The following is a 23,623-nucleotide window of genomic DNA, read 5'->3' as shown; positions in this document are numbered from 1 at the left end:
CCGGGATTTTGCATACCAAAACCTGTATTCTGAAGACTGAGTTCCCGGATTCCCGCCGCAGATCCCACCCGAGGTGCACCGTGACCGAGACCGTCTCTCCCCTGCCCGAACGCGGGCCCACCGGCCGCCGGACGGCCAAGGGGTCGCTCGCCGGCAAGAGCGCCAACCGGGTGGAGCGGCCCGCGCCGCTGCGGCAGGTCGTGTACGACGCGCTCGCCGAGCTGATCATCAACCGCACGCTCGAGCCCGGGCAGCATCTCGTCGAGGCCGATCTGGCGGAGTACCTGGGCGTCAGCCGTCAGCCGGTTCGCGAAGCGCTGCAACGGCTGCAGAGCGAGGGCTGGGTCGACCTCCGGCCCGCGCAGGGGGCGTTCGTGCACCTGCCCACCGACGAGGAGGCTGATCAGCTGCTCGGCGTCCGGGCCGTACTGGAGACCCATTCCGCGCGGCTGGCCGCCGCGTGCGCGACCGAGAAGGACATCAAGCGCCTCTGGGAACTGCAGGACGTCGGCATGAAAGCCCTCGCCGCGGACGACAGCGAACGGCTCGTCGCGGCGAACTCCGATCTGCACTCCTACATCACCGAGCTGACCGGCAACGCCGTCCTGTCCGAGCTGATCGGCCTGGTCGACCGCCGGGTGCGCTGGTACTACACGCCGATCGCCCGTCCGCGCGGCCGCGACGCCTGGCAGGAGCACGCCTCGCTGATCGAGGCGATCGCGGCGCACAACGTCGAGAAGGCGGAGAAAATCATGGCGCAGCACACCGAACGCACCCGCCAGGCGTTCCACGACCGGCCGGACGCGGCTGAGCAAGGTTAGCGACACGGTGTCGGCTCCGCACCGGACTCCCTGGGCGGTCGCGCTGTCCGCGGAGCCTCGAAGGAATGCGGTTCCCATGCCCGGAAACTCAAGGTGCGTCGTTTCCGGCCACCAACCGTCCACAAAGGACTCCAGCTCTGCCGAAATATCCGATTTATGATAAGATGGTCGTTCTCGCAGGTCCGCGAGGGGCCCCTTGAGGGAATCTGATTCCCTCAAGGGGCCCCTCACAGACCCCAAGGAAACGGTCGGGCAGGGGCAGCAGGCCGAGGCCAGCCGGCTTGAGTCCCCGGCGCAGAAACCACCGTCCCTCCGCGACATCGGCGGCACAACAGGATCGGCCGGGCAACGCCCGGCCGCACAAAGCAACCCGGGAGTGACGGGGCGGATGCCAGCCGTCCCGTCGCTCCCGGGCCCGTCTCCCGAACTCAGCTCCCGGCAGTGCCAGTCGCCGGAGCAGTGCGGGCGATCGGCTTGCCCGCCTTCTCCGCCGCGCCAGGACCGGACCGGCCAGGCTGACGCAGGAACAGCGTCATCGCCGCGGAAAGCAGCGCGATGCATCCGGCCAGCACATACGCGCCGGTGTAGCCCCACGCCGCGATCACTCCGGCCGCCAGGCCACCGCCGCCGACGCCGCCGACCAGCTTCGCGCTGTAGACGATGCCGTAGTTGGTCGCGTTGTGGTTCTCGCCGAAGTAATCCGGCACCAGCGCCGCGAACAGCGGATAGAACGCGCCGCTGCCGAAACCGGTCAGCACCGCGAACACCATGAACCAGAACAAACTGTGCGACTTGCCCGACCACAGCACGCCGAATTGCGCGAGCGCGGCGATCACCAGTACCCAGAACAGCGTCGCCTTACGGCCGATGCGGTCGGACGCCCAGCCGACAATTCCGCGCCCGACGCCGTTCACCACCGCCAGGATTCCCGCCGACGACGCCGCCACGAAAGCGCCGAACTGGCTTTCCTTGGCGAAATCGACCTGGAAATTGATCCCGAACAGCGAAACCCCGCCGATCACCACCAGGGTGACCCACATCAGCGGGAGCATCCCGGTGCGGATCGCCTCCATCGGCGTGAACTGGCGCACCGCAGGCGGGTTTTTGGCCAGGCTCTTGGCTTTCCCGGCCGCGTTGCCCTTCAGCCAGGCGATCGGGTCGACGTCGGCGGGCCACCAGTTCTTCGGCGGGTCCTTGAACAGGAAACCGCACAGCCCGACCACCACGAGCATGTACAGGCCGATCGCGTCGAGCGTGATCGTCACATTCTCCTGTCCGAGGAAAGCACTGAACAGGTAAATGAACGGAACCGAACCGTACGCGAATCCGCCGTTCACGAAACCGGTGCGGGCACCGCGTTTCTCCGGATACCATTTGCCGACCATGTTGATGCACGTCGCGTACACCAGGCCGGCGCCGATGCCGCCCAGCACCGAATACCCGATGAACGCCACCACCAGATTTCCGCTGTGCGCGATGGAGAAGTAGCCGATCCCGGAACACGCCGCCCCGGTCAGCATCGCCGTCTTCGCCGACACGATGTTCTTCTCCCGCAGCCGCCCGGCCGGGAACGCGACCCCGGCCTGGAACACGGCCCAGATGCTGGCCAGCCAGAACGCGTCCGACAGCGACCAGCCGTATTTGTCCTCGAGCGTTCCCTCGACGGCTCCCCAGCCGTATTCGAAAACGCTCACCGCCATCATGGCCACCCACGGCAGCCACACCATCCAGCTGCGGGACCGTCCCATCAGGTCCCGGGGGCTCTCCCCGATCCGGTAAGTCCGCCCGTTGTCGTCGACGATCTCCTGGTATGTCGGTTGGGCTGCGGTCATCAGCATTCTCTTTCGTCACCGTTGGCTTCGGTTCCCGTCCCGGGCTGTCTCCGTTCTTCCCCCGAGCCGGAACGCGGGCTGCGTTCCGGCGTCCCTTCCTCGCCGCACTCCGCTGACCAGCGGTTAGGTGTCGGGCAACGTACGCCTCCCTCCGGACTTGATCAAGAGAGCAAACCCGCCGAACGCGCCCAGCGGTACTTCGCACCGAGCACCGCGACCGGTTTCTCGGTCGTGTACGGATAGGCGACGACGCCGTGTGCGTACAGGTGCTCGCTGGCCTGCTCGACCTCGACATCTCCGGACAGCGAGGCCACCACCGGCTTGTGGATCCCTTTCCGCCGGAACTCCTCCACGACGTCCACGACCAGTTCCGCGAACACCATCGGCGGCGTGACGATCGTGTGCCAGTAGCCGAGAACCAACGAGTGAATACGATCGTCGGAAAGGCCGAGCGCGATGGTGTTCCGATAGGTCGACGGCGGTTCGCCGCCGGTGATGTCGACCGGGTTTCCCGCCGCGCCGAACGGCGGGATGTATTCGCGGAACGCAGCGTCGAGATCGTCCGGGATCCGCATCAGCGTGAGCCCGTTGTCCACACAGGCGTCCGACAGCAGCACACCCGAGCCGCCCGCGCCAGTGATGATCACGACGTTCTCGCCCTTCGGCGTCGGCAGTTTCGGCACGCCTCGCGCGTATTCGAGCAGGTCGTTCAGCCCGGGAGCGCGAATGACGCCGCTCTGACGCAGGATGTCGTCGTAGACGCGGTCATTGCCCGCCAGCGCGCCGGTGTGCGATCCGGCCGCTTTCGCACCTTCCGACGTCCGACCGGCTTTCAGGACCACCACCGGTTTCTTCGCTGACACCCGTTTCGCGGTCTCGGCGAACGCGCGGCCGTCCTTGAGGTCTTCCAGGTGCATGGCGACGAGTTCGGTGTTGTCGTCGTGCTCGAAGAAGGTGAGAAGATCGTCTTCGTCGATGTCCGCTTTGTTCCCGACGCCGACGATCGCCGACACGCCCATCCCGGCCGACCGGCTGAAGCCGAGAATCGCCATCCCGATCCCGCCGCTCTGCGAGGACAGCGCGACACCGCCTTTGACGTCGTACGGAGTGCAGAACGTCGCGGACAGATTCTCCGGCGTGTAGTAGTAGCCGTAAATGTTGGGCCCGAGAATCCGCACGCCGTGCTTGCGCGCGATGGCCAGGACTTCGTTCTGCAGCTCGATGTTTCCGGTCTCGCCGAAGCCCGACGGGATCAGGATCGCGCCCGCGACCCCCTTGGCGCCGGCCTCTTCCAGAGCCGCCGGCACGAATTTGGCCGGGATCGCGAACACCGCCACGTCGACGTCGCCGGGCACGTCCGCGATGCTCGGATACGCCTTGCGGTCGAGGATTTCGGCGGCCTTCGGATTGATCGGGTAGATCTCGCCCGCGTAGCCGCCGTTGACGAGATTCTTCATCACCGAATTGCCGATCTTGCCGTCCTCGGCGGACGCGCCGATCACCGCGACCGCCGCCGGTTTCATGATCCGGTTCATCGCGGCGAGGATTTCGTCCTGGTCGAACCGGACCGGTTCCGCGGCCGCCGCCGGGTCGACGATGATCCGCACGTCCACCGCGGTCGCCCCGTCGCCGGTCGCGAGCACCGGGTTGAGGTCGACCTCGGCCAGCTGCGGGAAGTCCGTGACCAGCTGCGACAGCCGGTGCACGACGTCAGCCAGCGCCGCCTTGTCCACCGCCGCGCCGCCGCGCACTCCATTGAGGACTTCGGCCGCGGCGATGCCGTCCACCATGGACAGTGCTTCCTCCGTACTGGTGGGTGCCAGCCGGAAAGTGACGTCCTTCAGCACCTCGACCAGAATCCCGCCGAGTCCAAACGCGACGATCTTGCCGAAGCTCGGGTCGGTGACCGCGCCGATGATCACCTCCTGCCCGCTGGTCAGCATCTGCTGCACTTGCACGCCGGTGATGAGCGCGGACGCGTCGTAGGCCTTGGCGTTGGCCAGAATCGTGGCGTAACCGTCGGCGACTTCCTGCTCGCTGCCGAGGCCGACGAGCACTCCGCCGGCCTCGGTTTTGTGCAGGATGTCCGGCGACACGATCTTCAGCACCACCGGCAGGCCGATTTCCGCCGCCTGCGCCACCGCTTCCGCCGCGGACGTCGCGAGCCGTTCCTGGGGCGTCGGAATACCGTAAGCCTCACAGACCGCACGACCCTCCGGTGCGGTCAACGCGGAACGGCCTTCCGCCGCTGCGCGCGCCAGGATTTCCTCGACTGCCGCGCGGCTGGTTTCGCTGATCATCAGATCACACCCGCCGCACGCAATTGCTCGACGTCCGCCGCACTGTAGCCCAGTTCGCCGAGCACTTCGGTGTTGTGCTCGCCCAGCAACGGAGAACGCTCGACGTCCACCGGCGAATCCGACAGCTTCAACGGGCAGCCGACGGTCTTGAACGCGCCCCGCTCCGGGTGCGGAACCTCGACGACCGACCCCAGTTCGGCCAGCGTCTCGTCCTCGATCAGCTCCTTAGTGGACAGAATCGGTCCACAAGGGATGTTGCGCGCGTTGAGCAGCTCCATGACCTCCCATTTGGTGCGCTGCTCGGTCCATTCCTCGACCATCGCGAACACCTTGTCCAGTTTGGACAGCCGGGCCTCCGGGGTCGCCCAATCCGGGTCGTCGGCCAGCTCCGGCCGTCCGATCAGCTCGGTCAGCGGGGTCCAGCCGACCGGCTGGACGATGACGTAGATGTAGTCGTTGGGCCCGCCCGGCGCGCAGCGCACCGCCCACCCCGGCTGCCCGCCGCCGGACGCGTTGCCCGAGCGCGGCACCTCGTCTTCGAAGCGTTCGTTCGGGTACTCCCCCAGCGGGCCGTGCGCGAGGCGCTGCTGGTCGCGCAGCTTGACCCGGCACAGGTTCAGCACCGCGTCCTGCATCGCGACCTGCACGCGCTGGCCGCGCCCGGTGCTCGTGCGCTGATACAGCGCCGCGAGAATGGCCGCGACGAGGTGGATGCCGGTGCCCGAATCGCCGATCTGCGCGCCGGTGGCGGTCGGCGGGCCCTGTTCGAAGCCGGTGGTGCTCATCGAGCCGCCCATCGCCTGCGCGATCACCTCGTAGGCTTTGAAATTCGCGTACCGGCCGGGCCCGAAACCCTTGATGGACGCGTAGATCAGCCGCTCGTTGATCTCGCGCAGCCGATCCCAGGAAAAGCCGAACCGGTCCACCACGCCGGGTCCGAAGTTCTCCACCAGCACGTCCACTGAGGACACGAGCTTGGTGAAGACCTCCTTGCCCTGCTCGCTTTTCATGTTCAGCGTGATGCTGCGCTTGTTGGAGTTCAGCATCGTGAAGTAGAGACTGTCCACTCCGGGCAGATCGCGCAGCTGGCCCCGGGTGATGTCGCCGCGGCCGGGGGTTTCGAGCTTCACGACGTCCGCGCCGAGCCAGGCGAGGATCTGCGTCGACGACGGTCCGGATTGGACGTGGGTCATGTCGAGGACGCGGACGCCCTCCAGTGCCTTTCCCATCTTCGGCTCCTCCCGACTACTTGTACATCGTCTGGTTCATGGTTCCGGGGGCGTAGGCGTCCGGGTCGACCCAGACGTTGATCAGCGACGGCTTGCCGGATTCCCGCGCGCGGCGCAGCGCCGGGGCGATGTCCGCCGGGTCGCGGACCTCCTCGCCGTAGCCGCCGAGCATCCGGGCGAACTGGTCGTACGGGACGTCGCCGAGAGTGTTTCCGACGCGTTCGCGCGCCAGTCCGTATTTCTGCGCCTGGCCGTAGCGGATCTGGTTCATCGACGAGTTGTTCCCGACGATCCCGACGAACGGCAGATCGAACCGCACGAGCGTCTCGAAATCCCAGCCAGTCAGCGAGAACGCGCCGTCGCCGAAGAGTGCGACGACTTCCTGGTCCGGCCGCGCGTGCTTCGCCGCCAGGACAAAGGGAATGCCGACGCCGAGTGTCCCGAGCGGACCGGGATCCATCCAGTGTCCCGGCGCCTTCGGCTGCACGACCTGGCCGGAGAACGTGACGATGTCGCCGCCGTCGCCGATGTAGATCGAATCCTCGGTGAGGAATTCGTTGATCTCGTGCACCAGCCGGTACGGATGGATCGGATTCGCGTCGGAATGCTGGTGCGGCAGTCGCTTCAGCTTGGCTTTCTCCTCGACCGCGCGCAATTCCTCCAGCCACGGCTTGCGCGCGACCGCCCCGTTGTCCGCCCGACCCGACGCGGCGTCCGCCACCGCGGCGAGGATCTGGCCCGCGTCGCCGACAATGCCGAGGTCGATGTCGCGGTTCTTGCCGACCGTGCGGTAGTCGAGGTCGATCTGCACCACCTTCGCGGCGGCGGAAAGCCTTTTGCCGTAACCCATCCGGAAGTCGAACGGCGTGCCGACGATGACGATCACGTCGGCGTTGTCGAACGCGTAGCGACGGGAAAGCTGGAAATGGTGCGGATCGCCCGGCGGCAACGTTCCCCGGCCGGCGCCGTTCATGTAGGCCGGGATGTTCAGCGCGCGCACGAGTTCCGTCGCGGGCTCGGTGGCGCGGGTCGTCCAGACCTGGCTGCCGAGCAGAATCGCCGGTTTCTTGGCGTGCACCAGAAGATCGGCCAGCTGCTCGACGTCCGCCGGATCGCCCGCGTTCCGGGTGGAGGCGCGATAACGGCCGGACTGCGGGATCCGCGCGTTCTCCAGTGGCACCCGGGCGTCGAGGACATCACGCGGAATTTCCAAAAAGGACGGTCCCGGCGCACCCGCGAAGGCTTCCCGGAACGCCATCGACACCAGGTCCGCGGCCCGCGAGGTGTGCGGGACGGTGGCGGCGAACTTGGTGATCGGGGTCATCATGTCCACGTGCGGAAGGTCTTGCAGGGAGCCCATTTTGTGCTGGCTCAACGCGCCTTGGCCGCCGATCAGCAGCATCGGGCTCTCCGCGCGCAACGCGTTCGCGACGCCGGTGACCGCGTCGGTCGTCCCCGGGCCCGCCGTGACGACCGCGCACCCCGGACGGCCGGTGATCCGCGCGTACCCGTCGGCCGCGTGCGCCGCGACCTGCTCGTGCCGGACGTCGATGACGCTGATGCCCTCGTCGACGCAGCCGTCGTAGATGTCGATGATATGGCCGCCGCAGAGGGTGAAGATGGTGTCGACGCCTTCGGCTTTCAGGGCTTTCGCGACGAGGTGGCCGCCGGAGATCGTCTCAGCCGGGTGGTCGCCGTTCGCGCTCGTGGCTGAGGCGGTTGCCCGGGGCTGGCCGGTGGTCCCGGCAGCCTTCTCTCCCGAGGTCACGCCGATCTTGCCCTTGGCGCTCTCGCCGGTGTGCTTCCCCGCGCGCTCGCCAGCCTGCTCGCTGGCGGTCTCGCCGGTCTGCTCCCCAGCGTGCCCGCCGGTCCGCTCGCTGACGCTCTCGCCGACCTGCTTCCGCGCGCGCTCGCCGGTCGGCCCGATCGCGGTCTCGCTGATCTGTTCGCCGGTGGTCTCCCCGGCCTGCTTTCCGTCCTGCCCGCTGACGTTCTCGCCGGTGTGCTGGCCTGCTTGGCGGCCGGTCGTGGTTGGCGACATGCGCAACTCCTCCTGTCCGCGGCGGACCTCTCTGATCCGCGCGCTCGTCCCGGTCTGCTCGTGCCCTCTCCGCCGCCCGCCGGGCCTGTCGCCGCAGGTCAGCGGCTCATCGCCGGAAGACTGTAGATTGCATACCGTATGAGGTAGGCATTAGACTTACTCTTCGAGCCGCCCGCTGTCCAGGGGCATCCGCAGGTTTGTCGGCCGGTTTGTCGGTCCCGGAACGGACCGTCCGACACGCACCGGAGACCTGCCCGGACGGCCCGCCGAGCGGGCTCCGCGCGGCGACCTCGACGACGGACGAGGCCCGGATCCGGCGCTGGGCCGCGAGCCGTTCAGCCGCAACCACCGACCCCCATCTCCGTGCAGGACGACCACCGGCTCCCCGCCTCCAAGCAGGACAACCACCGGCTCCCCATCTCCGGGCAGCACAACCACCGACTCGCCATCCAGGCAGGACAACCACCGACTCCCCGCCTCAGGGCATGACGATCACCGGCTCCCCACCTCCAGGCAGCACAACCACCGACTCGCCATCCAGGCAGGACAACCACCGACTCCCCGCCTCAGTGCAGGAAAGGAATCCCCATGGACCTTTTAGAACACCAAGCGCGCGATCTCTTCGCCGCGCACGGCGTACCGGTCCCCCGCGGTCGCGTCGCCGAGACGCCCGAGGAAGCGCGGGCGGCGGCCGTCGCGATCGGTGGCGCAGTTGTGGTCAAGGCGCAGGTCAAGACCGGCGGGCGCGGCAAGGCGGGCGGGGTGAAGCTCGCCGCGACGCCGGACGACGCCGAGCGGCTCGCCGGGGAAATCCTCGGCATGGACATCAAAGGACACCGGGTGCATCGCGTCCTGGTGACCGAGGCCAGCGACATCGCCGACGAGTACTACGTTTCCTACCTCCTCGATCGCGCCGACCGGACCTTCCTCGCCATGGTGTCGGCGGCGGGCGGGATGGACATCGAGGAGGTGGCCGCGACCAGGCCGGAAGCGCTGGTCCGGGTGCCGGTCGACGTTCGCGTCGGGGTGGATCTGGTGAAGGCGCGCAAGATCGCCGCGGCGGCCGGGCTTCCGGTTGACGCGGCCTGCGTCCTGGTCCGGTTGTGGGACGTGTTCACGGCGGAGGACGCGACGCTGGTCGAGGTGAATCCCCTTGCCCGGACTGCCGACGGGGAGATCGTCGCGCTGGACGGGAAGGTCACGGTGGACGACAACGCGGCGTTCCGGCAGGCCGGGCATCAGGCGTTCGCGGACGCGGAAGCCGGGGATCCGCTGGAGCAGCAGGCCGCGGAGCAAGGGCTCAATTACGTGAAGCTCGACGGCGACATCGGCGTGATCGGCAACGGGGCCGGGCTGGTGATGTCCACTCTGGATGTAGTGGCTGCGGCGGCGCACGAAGCGGGCGCCGTGGGGCCGGCGAACTTTCTCGATATCGGCGGGGGTGCGTCGGCCGAGGTGATGTCGGCTGGGCTCGGGCTGATTCTCGGGGATCCGGCGGTGCGGAGTGTGTTCGTGAACGTCTTCGGCGGGATCACCGCGTGCGACGCGGTCGCGGACGGCATCGTGAAAGCGTTGGCGCTGCTGGGAGAACGAGCGACGAAACCGCTGGTCGTCCGGCTCGACGGGAACAACGTCGCCGAGGGCAGGCGGATCCTGGCCGAGGCAGCGCATCCGCTGGTCACGGTGGTGGCGACGATGGACGACGCGGCCCGTGAAGCGGCCAAGCTCGCGGCCGGGGCGGAGGGCTGACCGATGGCGATTTTCCTTGACGGCACCAGCCGGGTTCTCGTTTCCGGGATGACCGGCGCGGAGGGCACCAAGCACACCCGCCGGATGCTGGCCGCGGGCACGAAGGTCGTGGGCGGAGTCAATCCGCGCAAGGCCGGGCAGACTGTTTCCCTTGACGGGCACCAGCTGCCGGTGTTCGGCGGCGTCGCGGAGGCGATGGCGGAGACCGGTGCGGACGTAGTGGTCTTGTTCGTGCCGCCGCCGTTCGTGAAGGACGCGGTGCTCGAAGCGGTCGACGCCGGGATCGGGCTCGCGGTGGTCATCACCGAGGGCGTGCCGGTGCACGATTCCGCCGCGTTCTGGGCGCGCGCCCGCGACAGCCGGACCCGGATCATCGGGCCGAACTGTCCCGGTCTCATCTCCCCCGGGCTCGCGAACGCCGGGATCATTCCCGCGGACATCACCGGTCCCGGGCGGATCGGGCTGGTGTCGAAATCCGGGACGCTCACCTATCAGCTCATGCACGAACTCCGCGACATCGGGTTTTCCAGCTGTATCGGCATCGGCGGCGACCCGGTCATCGGCACCACGCACATCGACGCGGTCGAGGCGTTCGAGAAGGACCCGGACACCGACGTGATCGTGCTGATCGGCGAGATCGGCGGCGACGCGGAGGAGCGCGCCGCGGCCTATGTGCGGGAGAACGTGCGGAAGCCGGTCGTCGGGTATGTCGCGGGGTTCACCGCGCCGGAAGGCAAAACCATGGGGCACGCCGGAGCGATCGTGTCGGGGTCGTCCGGGACCGCCGCGGCCAAGAAGGAGGCGCTCGAAGCGGCAGGGATCCGGGTGGGGCGCACGCCGAGCGAGATGGCCCGGCTGGTGCGCGAAGTGCTCGCCTGAAGAAGCGTCCGATACAAAGTACTACGACCGTAGTGCTACCGGCGGAGTGGTCTCAACGCGGGAGGACCGATGGACTTGCGGCAGCTGGAAACCGTCGTCGCGGTGGCCGAGGAGGGCGGGTTCACTGCTGCCGCACGGCGGTTGCACACGGTGCAGTCCACAGTGTCCACTGTGGTCCGTGCGCTCGAACGCGATCTCGGCGCCGAACTGTTCGAACGGAACACCCACCGGGTCGCGTTAACGCCTGCGGGCAAAGCGTTTCTCCCGGCGGCGCGCACCGCGCTGGAGGCCGCGAGCCAGGCTCGGGCGACTGTCGACCGGGCGCGCTGGCAGGTGACCGGGGAGGTCCGGATCGGCGTCATGCCCGGGGCGTGGCCGGAACCGCACCGGGCGCTGAGCGCGTTGCGGCGGGACTACCCCGGGGTGCGCGTCCTGGTGCGGACCGCGCCGCCGCACCAGCTGCGCGAGGCGGTCGTGACGTCCACTGTGGACATAGTGGTCGCGGTCGCCGGCTGCGCTCCCAGTGACGGGTTGGTGAGCCGTCCGGTCCGGCGGGAGGAGATGGTGCTGGTCACCGCGGCGGGAGACGGAGCGGCGGAACGGCCGGTGTCGGCCGCCGAAGCCGCCGGTACGGCGGTGGTCGATTTCGCGCCGGGCTGGGCGATCCGCGAGGCCACCGACCGGACGTTCCAGTCGGCTCGCGTCCGGCGGACGGTCGTGCACGAGGTCACCGACGCGCCGTCGGCGGCCGAACTGGTCCGGCACGACCTCGGAGGTTGCGTGCTGCCGGTATCGGTCGCCGCGCAATTCCCCGATCTGACCGGCCGCCGGTTCGCTCGCGGCGGCCCGGCGTGGCACATCACCGCGACGCATGCTCGCGATCCTCGACCGGCGGTGGCGGCGGTGCTGCGGCATCTGGTGTGAGGCGGCGATCCCCCTGCCCCGCGGCGCTGTGCCTGCGGCGCGGTCGCACGGCGCTCGCGGCAGGAGCCTCCGGCCGATCGAGCCCTGCCGCACCATGGTGGCGCCTGACCGGCCAGTCTGATGTCGGGGCGAAAGCCAATGCCAAGCGTGATGATGGCGTCAGTGCGCCGGTCGGCGCGTGACCAGTCGGACGCCGCCGCAGCAGCCGGGCCGGACTGATGCCGAGCGTGATGGTGGCGGGAGTGCACCGGTCGGCACCCGCCCCAGCTCAGCCGGACGCCCAATCCGCCCGGATGTGTTCCAAATGCACCCGGACCTGCTCCTCCAGCCGAGCCCAATCCCGGGCCGACACCGTCGCCAGCATCTCCCGATGCTCCCGTGCCGAGTCCGCCAACCGGCCGTGTTCGGCGAGTTTTTCCAGGCCGTACAGCCGGGTCTGGTCGCGCAGGTTCGCGATCGCGGCGGTCAGGCGGCCGTTTCCGGACAGCGACAGCAGGTCCAGGTGGAAGCGGCGGTCCGCTTCCAGGAACAGAGCCACGTCGCCAGCCGAGGCGGCGGATTCGATTTCGCCGGCCAGGCCGTCCAGCCGGGCGAGGTCGTCGGGGCCGGCGTTCGCGGCTGCGGACAGAGTCGCCGGGACTTCCAGCAGGAGGCGCATCTCGTAGATCTCGTCGAGGTCGCGTTCGCTCATCGCGACGACCCGGTAGCCGCGGTTGCGGACCGGTTCCAGCAGGCCCTGGTCGACCAAGGTCAGCAGCGCCTCGCGCACCGGGCTGCTCGACACGCCCAGGCGCGTCGCGAGCGCGGCCGCCGAGTAGATGTCGCCGGGGCGCAGTTCGCCGGACACCATCGCCTGCCGCACCACTTCGAGCACTTGCTCGCGCAGGTTCGAGCGCTGCAGTTGCGTCACGGGGGCGCTCCTCCACTCTCTCGCGGGCTTGACTTCGCCCGCTTCCGTCCAGCATGGTACCGGAGTAGCCGGTAGCCGGTTACTAAGGAGTAACTAGATGTCTGAGGTCCGGGGTTACTGCACGTTGTGCCGCTCGCGCTGCGGCGCGGTCTACACCGTCGAGAACGGCACGCTGCTCGGCGTCCGGCCTGATCCCGCGCATCCGACCGGGGCCGCGCTGTGCCCGAAAGGCCGGGCCGCGCCGGAATTGGTCCGCTCCCCCGAGCGGCTGCGGCAGCCGTTGCGCCGGACGACGCCGAAGTCCGATCCGGATCCGCGCTGGCGTGAAATCAGCTGGGACGAAGCGCTTTCCGAGGTCGCTGAGCGGCTCGGCGACATCCGCGCGACCAGCGGCGCCGAGGCCGTCGCGTTCTCGGTCACCTCGCCGAGCGGCACGCCGATGTCCGACGCGATCGACTGGGTCGAGCGGTTCATCCGGCTCTTCGGCAGCCCGAACACGCTGTACTCCACCGAGATCTGCAACTGGCACAAGGATTTCGCGCACGTCTTCACGTTCGGCTCCGGGCTGCCGTCCCCCGATTACGCGGGCACGGACTTCGCGGTGCTGTGGGGGCACAATCCGGCGAAGGCGTGGCTCGCGCAATCGGCCGCGCTGGCCGGGGCGCGCCCGCCGAGGCTGGCGGTGGTCGATCCGCGGCGGACCGCCAGTGCGGTGCAGGCCGAGCACTGGCTCCGGGTCCGGCCGGGCACGGACGGCGCGCTCGCGCTCGGCGTCGCGCGGTCGTTGCTGGAGCGGCGAGGGCACGACGAGGCGTTCGTCCGGTCGTGGACGAACGCTCCGCTGCTGGTCCGCGCGGACACCGGCCGGTTTCTGCGGGCTGCGGAGCTTGATCCCGCAGCGGGCGGATTCGCGGTCTGGGACGAGGTTTCCGGGCAAGCCGTGCCGTACGACACGGATTATCCAGCAGTCGCACCGGAGCGGTTCGCGCTGCGCGGGAAACGTCGCGTTCGAACGTTGCACGGGCCGGTCGATTGTGTTCCCGCGTTCGAGCATTACGTCGAGGCGTGTGCCGCGTGGCCGCTAGACCGGACTGAGGCGGTGACGACCGTCGAGGCCGCTGCGATCGAGGCGTTCGCGGCGGACCTCGCGGCGGCGAAATCGGTGACTTACGCGGCGTGGTCCGGCATCGGCCAGCACGCGAACGCGACGCAGACCGAGCGCGCCATCGCCACCCTCTACGCGCTCACCGGCTGCTACGACTCCCCCGGCGGCAACGTCGTCCTGCCGAAACTGCCGGTCGCGCCGGTCACTTCGCCGGATCAGCTCGCGCCTGAGCAGCGCGCGAAAGCGTTGGGGATTCAGGAGTTTCCGCTCGGCCCGCCGGCGCAGGGCTGGGTGACTGCGCGGAACTTCTGCCGCGCGGTGCTCGAAAAGAAGCCTTACCCGGTCCGCGCGCTCGTGTCGTTCGGCGGAAATCTTCTGCTGTCCCAACCGGATCCGCGCCGGACCGCGGAAGCGTTGCGGAAGCTGGAATTCTCGGTGCACCTCGATCTGTTCGAGAATCCGACCTCGCGGTTCGCCGACCTTCTGCTGCCGGTCCAAACGCCGTGGGAGCACGAAGCGGTCAAGGCGGGCTTCGAAATCAGCCGTGCGGCGCAGGAGCATGTGCAGCTGCGGCCGCGGATGACCGATCCGATCGGTGAGTCGCGTTCGGACACTGAGGTCGTGTTCGAGCTGGCCGGACGGCTCGGGCTGGGCGCGGAGTTCTTCGACGGGCGCATCGAGGACGGCTGGAACCATCAGCTCGCGCCGCTCGGTCTTACCGCCGCGCAGCTGCGGGAGCGGCCTGGCGGCGTCGATCTGCCGCTGGAGACTGAGTACCGCAAGTACGCCGAATGCGCCGAGAATCGCTCGGTCACTGGGTTTTCGACGCCGACCCGGCGCGTCGAGCTGTATTCCGAACGGCTCGCCGAGCATGGTCAGCCCGCGGTCCCGGTCGCCGAGCCGCCGCAGGATTCGGCGCACCCGCTGGTGCTGACCTGCGCGAAGAACGGGTACTTCTGCCACAGTCAGCATCGCGGGATTTCCTCGCTGCGCAAGCGGTTCCCGGAACCGGTCGTCGAGCTGAGCGCGGAAGCCGCCGCGGAGCGCGGGATCGAGGACGGGCAGTGGGTTCGCATCACTACCGCGTCCGCCGATGTCCGGATGCGGGCGCGGATCGATCCCGCGCTGCATCGCGACGTGGTCGTGGCGGAGTACGGCTGGTGGCAGCCGGCGCCCGACCTCGCGCTGCCCGGTTCGGACCCGCTCGAAGAAGGCGGGACCAACTACAACCTGCTCGTCGGCGACGACGCCCACGACCCGGTCAGCGGATCGGTCCCGTTGCGCTCGACGTTCTGCGACGTCCGGCCGGACGAACCGCGGCCGTGGACCGGGCAGCGGGAGTTCGTGGTCGAGCGCGCGGAGTTCGAGACCGAGGACATCCGCTCGGTGCGGCTCCGGCCGGTGGACGACGAGCCGGTGCCGGCGTTCCGGGCCGGGCAGCACATCACCGTGGCGTGGCCCGACGCGCCGGGGCTGACCCGCAGTTATTCCCTTACCGGGCCCGCGAAAGCGCCGGGCGACGGCTACACGATCGCGGTGCGGCGGGTGCCGGGCGGGCAGTTCTCGCCCCGCGGTGCACGACCGGGTCCGGCCGGGGACCCGGCTGCTGGTCACGGCTCCGTCCGGCGGGTTCGCGCTGCCGGCGGTCCATTCGCGGCCGATCGTGCTGCTCGCCGCCGGGATCGGGATCACGCCGTTCCTGAGCCATCTGGAGACCCTCGACCCCGCGTCCGCACCGGAGATCGTGCTGCACCACGGCAGCCGCGACGCTTCCCGGCACGCCTTCCGCGAGCGCATCGCCGAACTGGCCGCGCGCTTGCCGACTGTCCAGGTGCTGGACCACTACAGTCGTCCCGGTCCGGATGATCACAGCGATTTCACCGGGCGGGTCACCGCCGACCGCGTCGATGCCGACCTGATCCGCCGCCGCGCCCGGTTTTACCTGTGCGGACCCGAAACCATGCTGGAGGAGCTGACCGCCGGGCTGGTCGCCCGGGGCGTGCCGCGCTTCGACATCTTCACCGAGAAGTTCCACGCCGCTCCGGCACCGGTACAGATCCCGGACGACGCCACCGCGACCGTGCGGTTCGCGCGGTCCGGCCGCGAGGTCACCTGGCGCGCCGGAGACGGGGATCTGCTGCGGTTCGCCGAGGCGTCCGGCGTGGCGCTGCCGAGCGGATGCCGGCTCGGGCAGTGCGAAAGCTGTGCCGTGCCAGTGCTCGACGGGACCGTCGCGCACCTGGTCGCCGTCGCCGACGATCTGCCCGCCGACCAGTGCCTCGCCTGCCAGGCGGTGCCCACTTCGGACGTGGTCCTGGATGCGTGAGCCTGGTCACCCCTAACCTCGCAAACCCCGTCGGGGGTGCGATTCCGGGCGGCCGGAAGGCATCATCGGCGGATGCCACTCGACCAGACATCCCGCGAAGTGTACGAGGACATCGTCCGGAAGAACCCGGCCGAGCCGGAGTTCCATCAGGCCGTGTACGAGGTCCTCGAGGCGATCCGGCCCGCGCTGCGGCGCGACCCGGGCCTGCGCGACGCGGCGATGCTGGAACGGCTGTGCGAGCCGGAGCGGCAGGTGCTGTTCCGGGTGGTCTGGACCGACGACGCGGGCGCGGTGCACGTCAACCGCGGCTTCCGGGTCGGGTTCAGCTCGGCGCTCGGGCCGTACAAGGGCGGGCTGCGCTTCCGCGGCGACGTCACGCTCGGCACGGTCAAGTTCCTCGCCTTCGAGCAGATCTTCAAGAACGCGCTCACCGGCCTCGGCATCGGCGCGGGCAAGGGCGGGTCCGACTTCGACCCGGCCGGCCGCAGCGACGGCGAGATCATGCGGTTCTGCCAGGCCTTCATGACCGAACTGGTCCGGCACATCGGCCCGGAGACCGACGTGCCCGCGGGCGACATCGGCGTCGGCGGCCGCGAGATCGGCTACCTGTTCGGCCAGTACAAGCGGCTCACCAACCGCTACGACGCGGGCACGATCACCGGCAAGAACCCGTTGCTGGGCGGCATTCCGGCGCGTCCGGAGGCCACCGGCTTCGGCACCGTGTACTTCCTCGACGCGATGCTCGGCGCCCGTGACGACTCGTTCTCCGGCCGCACGGCCGTGGTGTCCGGATCGGGCAATGTCGCTTACCACGCGATCGCGAAGCTGCAGGAACTCGGCGCGAAGCCGATCGTGTGCTCGGACTCCGGCGGCTACGTCCACGATCCGCGCGGGATCGACCTCGAAGTGCTGCACGAGCTGAAGGTCGCGCGGCGCGGGCGGCTTTCCGAGTACGTCGACCGGGTGCCGACGGCGACGTACGTCACCGACGGCACGCCGTGGGATGTTCCGTGCGACCTCGCGCTCCCCTGCGCGACGCAGAACGAACTGGACGAACAGTCCGCGTTGCGGCTGGTGAAGAACGAGGTCCGCGCGATCGCCGAGGGCGCGAACATGCCGTGCACGCCGGGTGCGCTGCAGATCTTCCGCGAGGCGGGCGTCGCGGTCGGACCCGGCAAGGCCGCGAACGCCGGCGGGGTCGCGGTGTCCGCGCTTGAGATGCAGCAGAACGCGGCCCGCGAGCGGTGGACGTTCGAGCGCACCGACCGGACGCTGCGGGACATCATGACCGACATCCACCGGACCTGCCTGGAAACCGCCGACGAGCACGGCGTCGCCGGGGATTACGTGAGCGGGGCGAACATCGCCGGGTTCCGCAAGGTGGTCGCCGCGATGGACGTGTGCGGGTACATCTGAGCCGGGGCTACCGCGCCGACGACAGGGTGATCAGGAGATAGAGGAAGAGCAGCAGTCCGGCGACGCCGAGCACGGCCGCGATCGCGCTGCGCACCCAGGTGACCAGGCCGGTGGTGGTTCGCTGCCGGTAGCCGGTGAAAGAGCCCCGCGCCGAGGACGAGCAGGATGATGATCAACGTCGGCATGGCCGGTGCCTCCTTCGGCGGCGCTGCTCCCCGGGGTCCGAGAATCCCCGTCCGGCCGGTCGGCGGCTACGGGAGAAGGTCGTCCGGTCCAGGGACTTGTGGCCCGGCGGGAATCCGCACTTGACGGGCGTGCGGCGGGACGCTTCGGTACGGGGATGACCGCGTATCTCGAACGTCCGCCGGCGCCTGGCCTGGCCGCGGCGGTGCGCACGGTGTGGATCCAGCACACCGGCGACGCGCCGTACGTGCAGCGGCATCTGCCGACCGGCGGCGTCGAGATCCACTTCCCGGTCGGCGGGCGGCCGCGGCTGCTCGGGCCGTTGACCGGGCCGCAGATCGAGGTCATCCCGGCGCATACGACCGTCGTCGGCGTGCGGTTCCGGCCCGGGGCGGCTCCTCCGTTGCCGGCCGGGCTTGACGAGCTGGCCGATCAGCACGTCGGACTGTCCGAGTTGTGGGGCCGGGCGGCGGAACGGCTCGCCGAGACGGTCGCTCTGGCCGCGACGCCGGAGCTGGGCCTGGCCGCGTTGCAGGCGCATCTCGTGCGGGAGTTCCGGCGTCGCGGCGGGCTGGATCCGCTGGTCGGGGAAGCGGTTCAGGTGCTGATGCCGTGGGATCCGGTCGGCGTCGACGCAGTCGCGGCACATCTGGCGCTCTCGGCGAGCCAGCTGCGGCGACGGTGCCTGCAGGCGGTCGGGACGAGCCCGAAGGTGCTCCAACGGACGTTGCGGTTCCAGGGGTTTCTCGCGCTGGCCCAGTCCGGCGCGATCGCCAGCGGGCGGCGCGGGGCGGACGGGGTGGCGGGTCTCGCCGTTGACGCCGGGTATGCCGATCAGGCGCATCTGAGCCGGGAGTGTCTCCGGTTGACTGGAGTTACGCCTAGGCAGCTTCTCGGCGGGGATTTGGATCGGTGTGCTTGCGGGCATGATCATTCGGCTTCGTATGCGCCGTTTCTTGCTACCCGGGGGCGTTCGCGGGTGAAACTCTCTGGCTGACCAGCGGCACCCCGAAGCACTTCCTCGGCAGCGACTTGGGGCTCGTCTTGCCCGGGTCGAAGGGGCTGGCCAGCGCGGGGTTGGGCCGTCCGTGAGGGGAACCTTCACAGCCTCTGATCCCCTCGGGGTTCCCTTCACCGCCCTCCGGATGTGGTCATGTTGGCATCAACCGGGCGATTCAGCGGTTCTGGCGTCCTTTGTGGATGGTCCAGCGGGCGTGCGGCCGCGCAGCTTAAATCCCTGGCATTGCCCCCGAGGACCCGTGCGCGTTTTGTTCAAGAACCGCGAGCCGCCCCTCCGTAGCGTCTGATCCGTGATCGAAGCCCTCGCCCCCAGTCCGCGGCCCCGCCAGGTCGTCCGCTGCCGCTCGGTAGCCGATGTCGTGCACGCCATGGAACTCGCGGCCCGGACCGGCGAGCATCTCGTGCCGCGCGGTGGCGGGCATTGCTTCGCGAACCGGTCCGCCACCGACGGGATCGTCGCGGATCTGTCCGGGATGGACCGGATCACCGTCGACGCCGCCGGCGTGGCCACGATCGGCGCGGGCGCTCGGCTCGGCGCGGTGTACCGGGCACTGCACGCGTGCGGCCGGACGATTCCCGCCGGGTGCGGCGACACGGTCGGCATCGCCGGGCTGACGCTCGGCGGCGGGATCGGGCTTCTCGGCCGCCAGTACGGGCTGACCTGCGACCGGCTCGTCGGGGCGCAGGTGGTCCTCGCCGACCGGAGCGTCGTGGAGTGCGCCGAAGGCCGGGAGCCTGACCTGTTCTGGGCCTTGCGCGGCGCGGGCGGCGGGCAGTTCGGCATCGTCACGGAACTGCGGTTCGCCACCGTGCCGGAACCGCTGGCCTGCCGGATCGAAGGACGCTGGGCGGCATCGGAAAACCTCGTCACGGCCTGGCAGGACTGGGCACCCGACGCACCCGACGAACTGACCGTCAACCTCACTGTCTCAGCCGGACACGCGACGCTCTTCGGCTCCTCCGCCCTGCCCGCCGCCACGACCCGGGAGCTGCTCCGGGACTTCACCGCGCGGGCCGGTGTTCTGTATGCAATAGACATCCGACAGGATGTTCCCTACAGCATGCTGAAGCCGACATTCAGTGGACTCGACCCGGTCGAGGGGCACCAGCGGAGCCGGTCCGAGTTTTTCGGGCGCACGATGTCGGAGCGCACCACGGCCAGGCTCGTCCGGCAGTTGCTGGGGAACCGGCGGCTCGCGTTCACGGCGATGGGCGGGGCGTACAACCGGGTCGCGGCGGACGAGACCGCGTTTGCCCATCGGGGTGAGCGGTTTCTGCTGGAGCACGTCGGCGACGCCCCGTGGGTGGACGAGTCCTGGGGCGCGGCGCACGCGGAGGGGTCCGGCCGGGTTTACCCGAACTTTCCCGACCTCGCGCTCGAGGATCCGGCCGGGGCGTACCACGCGGGCAATTACCCCAGGCTGGCGGCGATCAAGAAGAGCTACGACCCGCACCGCGTTTTCCACTTCCCCCAGGCGATTTGAGCGACTACTAAGGAGCGTAATGACCACAGTGTTCAGTGCCCTGTCCGTCTCGGTCGACGGCTACATCAGCGGCCGCCGTCCGGCGGGAGCCGACGAAACCGGGAGCGGGCTCGGCGACGCCGGGATGCTGTTCGACTGGTACTTCACCGGCGACACGCCGAGCAAGGTCCTCGACGGCTTCACCCTGTCCGAACCCAGCGCCCGGGTGTTCGACAAGCTCGCCGCGCGCGTCGGGGCGTCCGTCGTCGGGCACGCGACCTACGACCACTCCAGCCACTTCAACGGCGGCGGCCCGCATCCGACCGCTCCGTTGTTCGTGGTCAGCCACCAGCCGGTGCCCGAACTGAGCGGGACGCAGACCCACGCCGCCAGCGTCGAAGAGGCCATCGCCGGCGCACGGGCGGCGGCCGGCGACAAGGACGTCGCGCTCATGGGCGGGGTTCTGGTCACCGAGGCGATCAAGGCCGGGCTGGTCGACGACTTCGTCCTGCACCAGGTTCCGGTCCTGCTGGGCGGCGGCCGGAGCTTCTTCGGCGAACTGCCCGAGCACGTCCGGCTGCGGCTGGTCGAAGCCGTCCCGGCACCCGGCGTCACCCACCTTCACTACGAAATCCTCCGCTGAAAGGAAATCCCATGCTGAACCCCGAGATCCGCCGCGTGCTCGACGGCACCCCGATCGCCCACCTCGCGACCGTGCTCCCGGACGGGTCGCCGCACGTCGTCCCGGTGTGGATCGGCACCCGCGGCGACCGGATCGTCTTCCTGACCGGCCCGGACAGCCGCAAGGCCCGCAACCTCCGCCACGACCCGCGCGTGGCGATTTCCCTTACCCCGCCGGACAATCCGTTCGAGCCGATCACCATCCGCGGCCGGGTGGCCGAATGGATCGAGGGCGACCCGGCGTGGGAGATCGTCGACGAGGTGGCCAAGAAGTACATCGGCCAGCCGTACACGCGGGAGCAGGTGCGCGTCGTGGGCCTGATCGAGCCGGAGCGGCAGTCCGTGGGGATGTAGTCAGAACGCGATCGACGCCGCCAGTTCCCGTTGCGACTCAAGGACGTTCAGCCGTTCGGCGAGTGCATTGTGGACAGCCTCGTAGGTGTCCAAGCCCAGCGAAAGCCGCAGCGGCGGGTTCGGCTGGAGAGTGGTTTCGTACAGCAGCGCGGCGATTTTGGCCGGGTCGCCGGCAAGCGCGCTGTCATCGAGGGATTCCAGGTAGCGGCGGGTCCGGCCGACGGCGTTGTCGCGATAAGGCTCCGTTTCGGCGGTGTACCGCAGCGCGGACGCGAAGCCGGTCCGGGTCCCGCCTAGCTGGGCCAGCGTCAGGTGGATCCCGAACTCGGCGACCTCCCGGCTGACGCTCTCCGAGTACCCCTCCAGCCCCCACTTGCCCGCGTGGTACGCGCTGTGCGTCGGCGAGCCGAGCTGGCCGCCCATGCTGGAGATCTGGAGGATCCGGCCGCCGCCCCGCGCGCGCATCGGGCCGAGGAACGCGCGGGTGATCAGGATCGGGGCGAGCAGCAGCACCTCGATCTGGTCCCGGATCTGCGCGGGCGTCATCTCCTCGGCCGCGCCGACGAGGGCGTAACCGGCGTTGTTCACGACCACGTCCACCGGCCGCCGCCGCGACGTCCGCTCGACCACGGCGGCGACGTCGGCCGGGCGCGAGAGGTCGAGCCGCTCCACGGTGAGCCGCGGCGAAGCGGGCAAGGCGTCCGGCCGCCGGACTGTCGCGGTGACGTGCTCGCCGCGGCGCAGCGCCTCCCCGACCAGGTGCCGGCCCAGACCGCCGGAAGCGCCGGTGACGAACCAATGCCGAGCGGCCATGACGGGATCTCCCAGGGGTAAGGTCAACCGGAATGCGTTCCGTTTACCGTATCCGGAACGCGTTCCGGTTAGCAACCCGGGAGGAGCCCGATGTCCGACGCCCCGCGCCGCACCAGGCGCGACGCGCGAGAGAACCGCGCCCGGCTCCTGGAGGTCGCCGCGCAGGCCTTCGCCGAGCAGGGCCTCGACGCCGCGCCGTCCGCGATCGCCAAGCAGGCCGGGGTCGGCGTCGGGACGCTGTACCGGCACTTCCCGACCCGCGAAGCCCTGATCGACGCCGCCTACCGGCATCAGCTCGCGGGCGTCTGCGAGCAAGCCTCGACGCTCCTCGCCCGGCATCCGGCCGCGGAAGCGCTGCGGGAGTGGCTGACGCATTTCCTCGCCTACGTCCGCGCCAAGCACGGGATGTCCGAAGCGCTCAATGCGGTGATCGCGTCCGGCGTCGATCCCTATTCGGACAGCCGGAAGCTGCTCCTCGACGCCGTCAATGCCCTCCTGGAAGCTGGCGCGAAAGACGGCACGCTCCGGGACGACGTGCCCGCCGAGGACGTCCTGCTCCTCGTCGGCGGTATCGGCTATTCCGCGCAGTACTGCGAAAAACCCCAGGTGCAACGGCTCATCGGCCTCATCCTGGACTCACTGGCCCGCTGACGAGCGGACGCGTCCCCGGCGGCAGCTGCGCCACCCCGCCGCCGAGGTACCGCACCACCGCCTCCTGCAGCGCCCGCACCGCGCGCGGCTGCTCGACGTCGCGCCGGTACGCCAGCCGCACCACGCGGCTCAGGCCGGGTGCGGTGAACTGCGTGCGGCGGAACCGGTCCCCGACCACGGTGCTCGGCACGACCGCCAAGCCCAGTCCGGCCTGCACCAGCTCCAGCACGGCGTCCATCTCGCCGCCTTCGATCGCGAAGAGCGGGTCGAAACCCTCGGCGCGGCAAGCGGTCACGGTCGCCTCGCGCAGGTCGTAGCCCTGCCGGAACATCACCAGCGGCCGGTCCCGCAGCGCGGCGATCGGCATCCGCCCGCGCACCGGGGCAGGCGCGTCCTTCGGCGAGATCACCACCAGGTCCTCGACGAACAGCGCGCGGCTCTCCAGCCGGGAATCGTCGTGCAGCCGGCTGTCGACGATCATCGCCAGGTCCAGCCCGCCTTCGGACAGCTCGGTCTGCAGGTCGCGGGACCCGCTTTCGTGCAGCACCAGCTCGATCCCCGGATAGTCCCGGCGGAACGCGGCGAGCATCGCGGGCAGCAGGCCGGTGCACAGGCTCGGGGTCGCGCCCAGCCGCACCCGGCCGCGGCCCAGTTCGTCCAGCTCGCGGATCGCCCGGTACGCGTTCTCCGTCTCGGCGAGGATCCGGCGCGCGATCGGCAGCAGCGTCTCCCCCGCCTCGGTGAGCGTGACGTTGCCGCGGATCCGGTGGAACAGCCCCGCGCCGACATCCCGTTCCAGCGCCCGGATCTGCTGCGACAGTGAGGGCTGCGCCACACGCATCCGTTCCGCGGCGCGGGTGAAATGCCGCGTCTCGGCCACTGCCAGGAAATACGCCAGCTGCTGGAACTGCATGACCGCCATCATA

Annotated in this window: 18 protein-coding genes and 1 pseudogene; 12 read left to right on the top strand and 7 right to left on the bottom strand. The window is 69.7% G+C overall.

The window, feature by feature from the left end:
- Positions 1 to 80: 80 nt before the first annotated feature.
- Entirely contained in the window at positions 81 to 821 is a 741-nt protein-coding gene (locus ACFSVL_RS32580; RefSeq protein ID WP_378309625.1) for a GntR family transcriptional regulator, read from the top strand.
- 428 nt (positions 822 to 1,249) lie between these two features.
- Here ACFSVL_RS32580 and ACFSVL_RS32575 read toward each other — a convergent pair whose 3' ends face one another.
- From ACFSVL_RS32575 to ACFSVL_RS32560, 4 genes are all read right to left on the bottom strand, one after another.
- Positions 1,250 to 2,653 (bottom strand): OFA family MFS transporter, encoded by a 1,404-nt coding sequence (locus ACFSVL_RS32575; RefSeq protein WP_378309623.1) that lies wholly within the window; start codon positions 2,651 to 2,653, stop codon positions 1,250 to 1,252.
- 161 nt (positions 2,654 to 2,814) lie between these two features.
- Positions 2,815 to 4,953: an acetate--CoA ligase family protein gene (locus ACFSVL_RS32570; protein WP_378309621.1), complete on the bottom strand. Its 2,139-nt coding sequence runs from the start codon at positions 4,951 to 4,953 to the stop codon at positions 2,815 to 2,817.
- On the bottom strand, positions 4,953 to 6,182 hold the full coding sequence (frc, locus tag ACFSVL_RS32565) for a formyl-CoA transferase (RefSeq protein ID WP_378309619.1): 1,230 nt from the start codon (positions 6,180 to 6,182) through the stop codon (positions 4,953 to 4,955). Before frc ends, ACFSVL_RS32570 begins: the two co-directional genes overlap by 1 nt.
- 16 nt (positions 6,183 to 6,198) lie before the next feature.
- Positions 6,199 to 8,223 (bottom strand): thiamine pyrophosphate-binding protein, encoded by a 2,025-nt coding sequence (locus ACFSVL_RS32560; protein ID WP_378309617.1) that lies wholly within the window; start codon positions 8,221 to 8,223, stop codon positions 6,199 to 6,201.
- A 588-nt stretch (positions 8,224 to 8,811) separates the two neighbouring features.
- Here ACFSVL_RS32560 and sucC point away from each other — a divergent pair.
- From sucC to ACFSVL_RS32545, 3 genes are all read left to right on the top strand, one after another.
- Entirely contained in the window at positions 8,812 to 9,972 is a 1,161-nt protein-coding gene (gene sucC / locus ACFSVL_RS32555; protein WP_378309615.1) for an ADP-forming succinate--CoA ligase subunit beta, read from the top strand.
- 3 nt (positions 9,973 to 9,975) lie between these two features.
- Positions 9,976 to 10,851, top strand: coding sequence for a succinate--CoA ligase subunit alpha (gene sucD, locus ACFSVL_RS32550; protein ID WP_378309613.1), 876 nt, complete (start codon positions 9,976 to 9,978; stop codon positions 10,849 to 10,851).
- 69 nt (positions 10,852 to 10,920) lie between these two features.
- Positions 10,921 to 11,775: a LysR family transcriptional regulator gene (locus ACFSVL_RS32545; RefSeq protein WP_378309611.1), complete on the top strand. Its 855-nt coding sequence runs from the start codon at positions 10,921 to 10,923 to the stop codon at positions 11,773 to 11,775.
- 268 nt (positions 11,776 to 12,043) lie between these two features.
- Here ACFSVL_RS32545 and ACFSVL_RS32540 read toward each other — a convergent pair whose 3' ends face one another.
- Positions 12,044 to 12,685, bottom strand: coding sequence for a GntR family transcriptional regulator (locus tag ACFSVL_RS32540; RefSeq protein ID WP_378309609.1), 642 nt, complete (start codon positions 12,683 to 12,685; stop codon positions 12,044 to 12,046).
- Positions 12,686 to 12,782: 97 nt separating this feature from the next.
- Here ACFSVL_RS32540 and ACFSVL_RS32535 point away from each other — a divergent pair.
- From ACFSVL_RS32535 to ACFSVL_RS32505, 7 genes and pseudogenes are all read left to right on the top strand, one after another.
- Positions 12,783 to 15,017 (top strand): annotated as a pseudogene (locus tag ACFSVL_RS32535) (molybdopterin-containing oxidoreductase family protein); the annotation flags it as partial.
- Between the two features lie 346 nt (positions 15,018 to 15,363).
- A complete protein-coding gene (locus ACFSVL_RS32530; RefSeq protein WP_378309608.1) occupies positions 15,364 to 16,116 on the top strand; it encodes a flavin reductase family protein in 753 nt (250 codons plus the stop codon).
- Positions 16,117 to 16,188: 72 nt separating this feature from the next.
- On the top strand, positions 16,189 to 17,532 hold the full coding sequence (gene gdhA, locus ACFSVL_RS32525; protein ID WP_378309606.1) for an NADP-specific glutamate dehydrogenase: 1,344 nt from the start codon (positions 16,189 to 16,191) through the stop codon (positions 17,530 to 17,532).
- A gap of 340 nt (positions 17,533 to 17,872) precedes the next feature.
- Positions 17,873 to 18,712 carry a DUF6597 domain-containing transcriptional factor gene (locus ACFSVL_RS32520; RefSeq protein ID WP_378309604.1) on the top strand — a complete coding sequence of 280 codons (840 nt, stop codon included), beginning with the start codon at positions 17,873 to 17,875 and terminating at the stop codon, positions 18,710 to 18,712.
- Between the two features lie 313 nt (positions 18,713 to 19,025).
- Positions 19,026 to 20,219, top strand: a complete 1,194-nt coding sequence (locus ACFSVL_RS32515) for an FAD-binding oxidoreductase (RefSeq protein ID WP_378309602.1) — start codon at positions 19,026 to 19,028, stop codon at positions 20,217 to 20,219.
- A 19-nt stretch (positions 20,220 to 20,238) separates the two neighbouring features.
- Positions 20,239 to 20,841 (top strand): dihydrofolate reductase family protein, encoded by a 603-nt coding sequence (locus ACFSVL_RS32510; protein WP_378309600.1) that lies wholly within the window; start codon positions 20,239 to 20,241, stop codon positions 20,839 to 20,841.
- Positions 20,842 to 20,852: 11 nt separating this feature from the next.
- The gene (locus ACFSVL_RS32505) at positions 20,853 to 21,233 is read left to right on the top strand and encodes a PPOX class F420-dependent oxidoreductase (protein WP_378309598.1); all 381 of its coding nucleotides are present in this window, start codon (positions 20,853 to 20,855) and stop codon (positions 21,231 to 21,233) included.
- Here ACFSVL_RS32505 and ACFSVL_RS32500 read toward each other — a convergent pair whose 3' ends face one another.
- A complete protein-coding gene (locus ACFSVL_RS32500; protein ID WP_378309596.1) occupies positions 21,234 to 22,046 on the bottom strand; it encodes an SDR family NAD(P)-dependent oxidoreductase in 813 nt (270 codons plus the stop codon). It lies immediately after the preceding gene.
- A gap of 90 nt (positions 22,047 to 22,136) precedes the next feature.
- Between ACFSVL_RS32500 and ACFSVL_RS32495 the strand changes: the two genes are divergently transcribed.
- Positions 22,137 to 22,697 (top strand): TetR/AcrR family transcriptional regulator, encoded by a 561-nt coding sequence (locus ACFSVL_RS32495; protein WP_378309594.1) that lies wholly within the window; start codon positions 22,137 to 22,139, stop codon positions 22,695 to 22,697.
- On the opposite strand, the gene ACFSVL_RS32490 is transcribed toward ACFSVL_RS32495, so the two are convergent.
- A complete protein-coding gene (locus tag ACFSVL_RS32490) occupies positions 22,672 to 23,610 on the bottom strand; it encodes a LysR family transcriptional regulator (protein ID WP_378309592.1) in 939 nt (312 codons plus the stop codon). The genes ACFSVL_RS32495 and ACFSVL_RS32490 overlap by 26 nt on opposite strands.
- Positions 23,611 to 23,623 lie beyond the last annotated feature (13 nt).

This window comes from Amycolatopsis silviterrae (assembly GCF_042684085.1).
In the GTDB taxonomy this organism is placed as follows: Bacteria; Actinomycetota; Actinomycetes; order Mycobacteriales; family Pseudonocardiaceae; genus Amycolatopsis; species Amycolatopsis silviterrae.
Note: the sequence above shows the minus strand (reverse complement) of the source record. Positions and strands in the feature narration are given on the sequence as shown.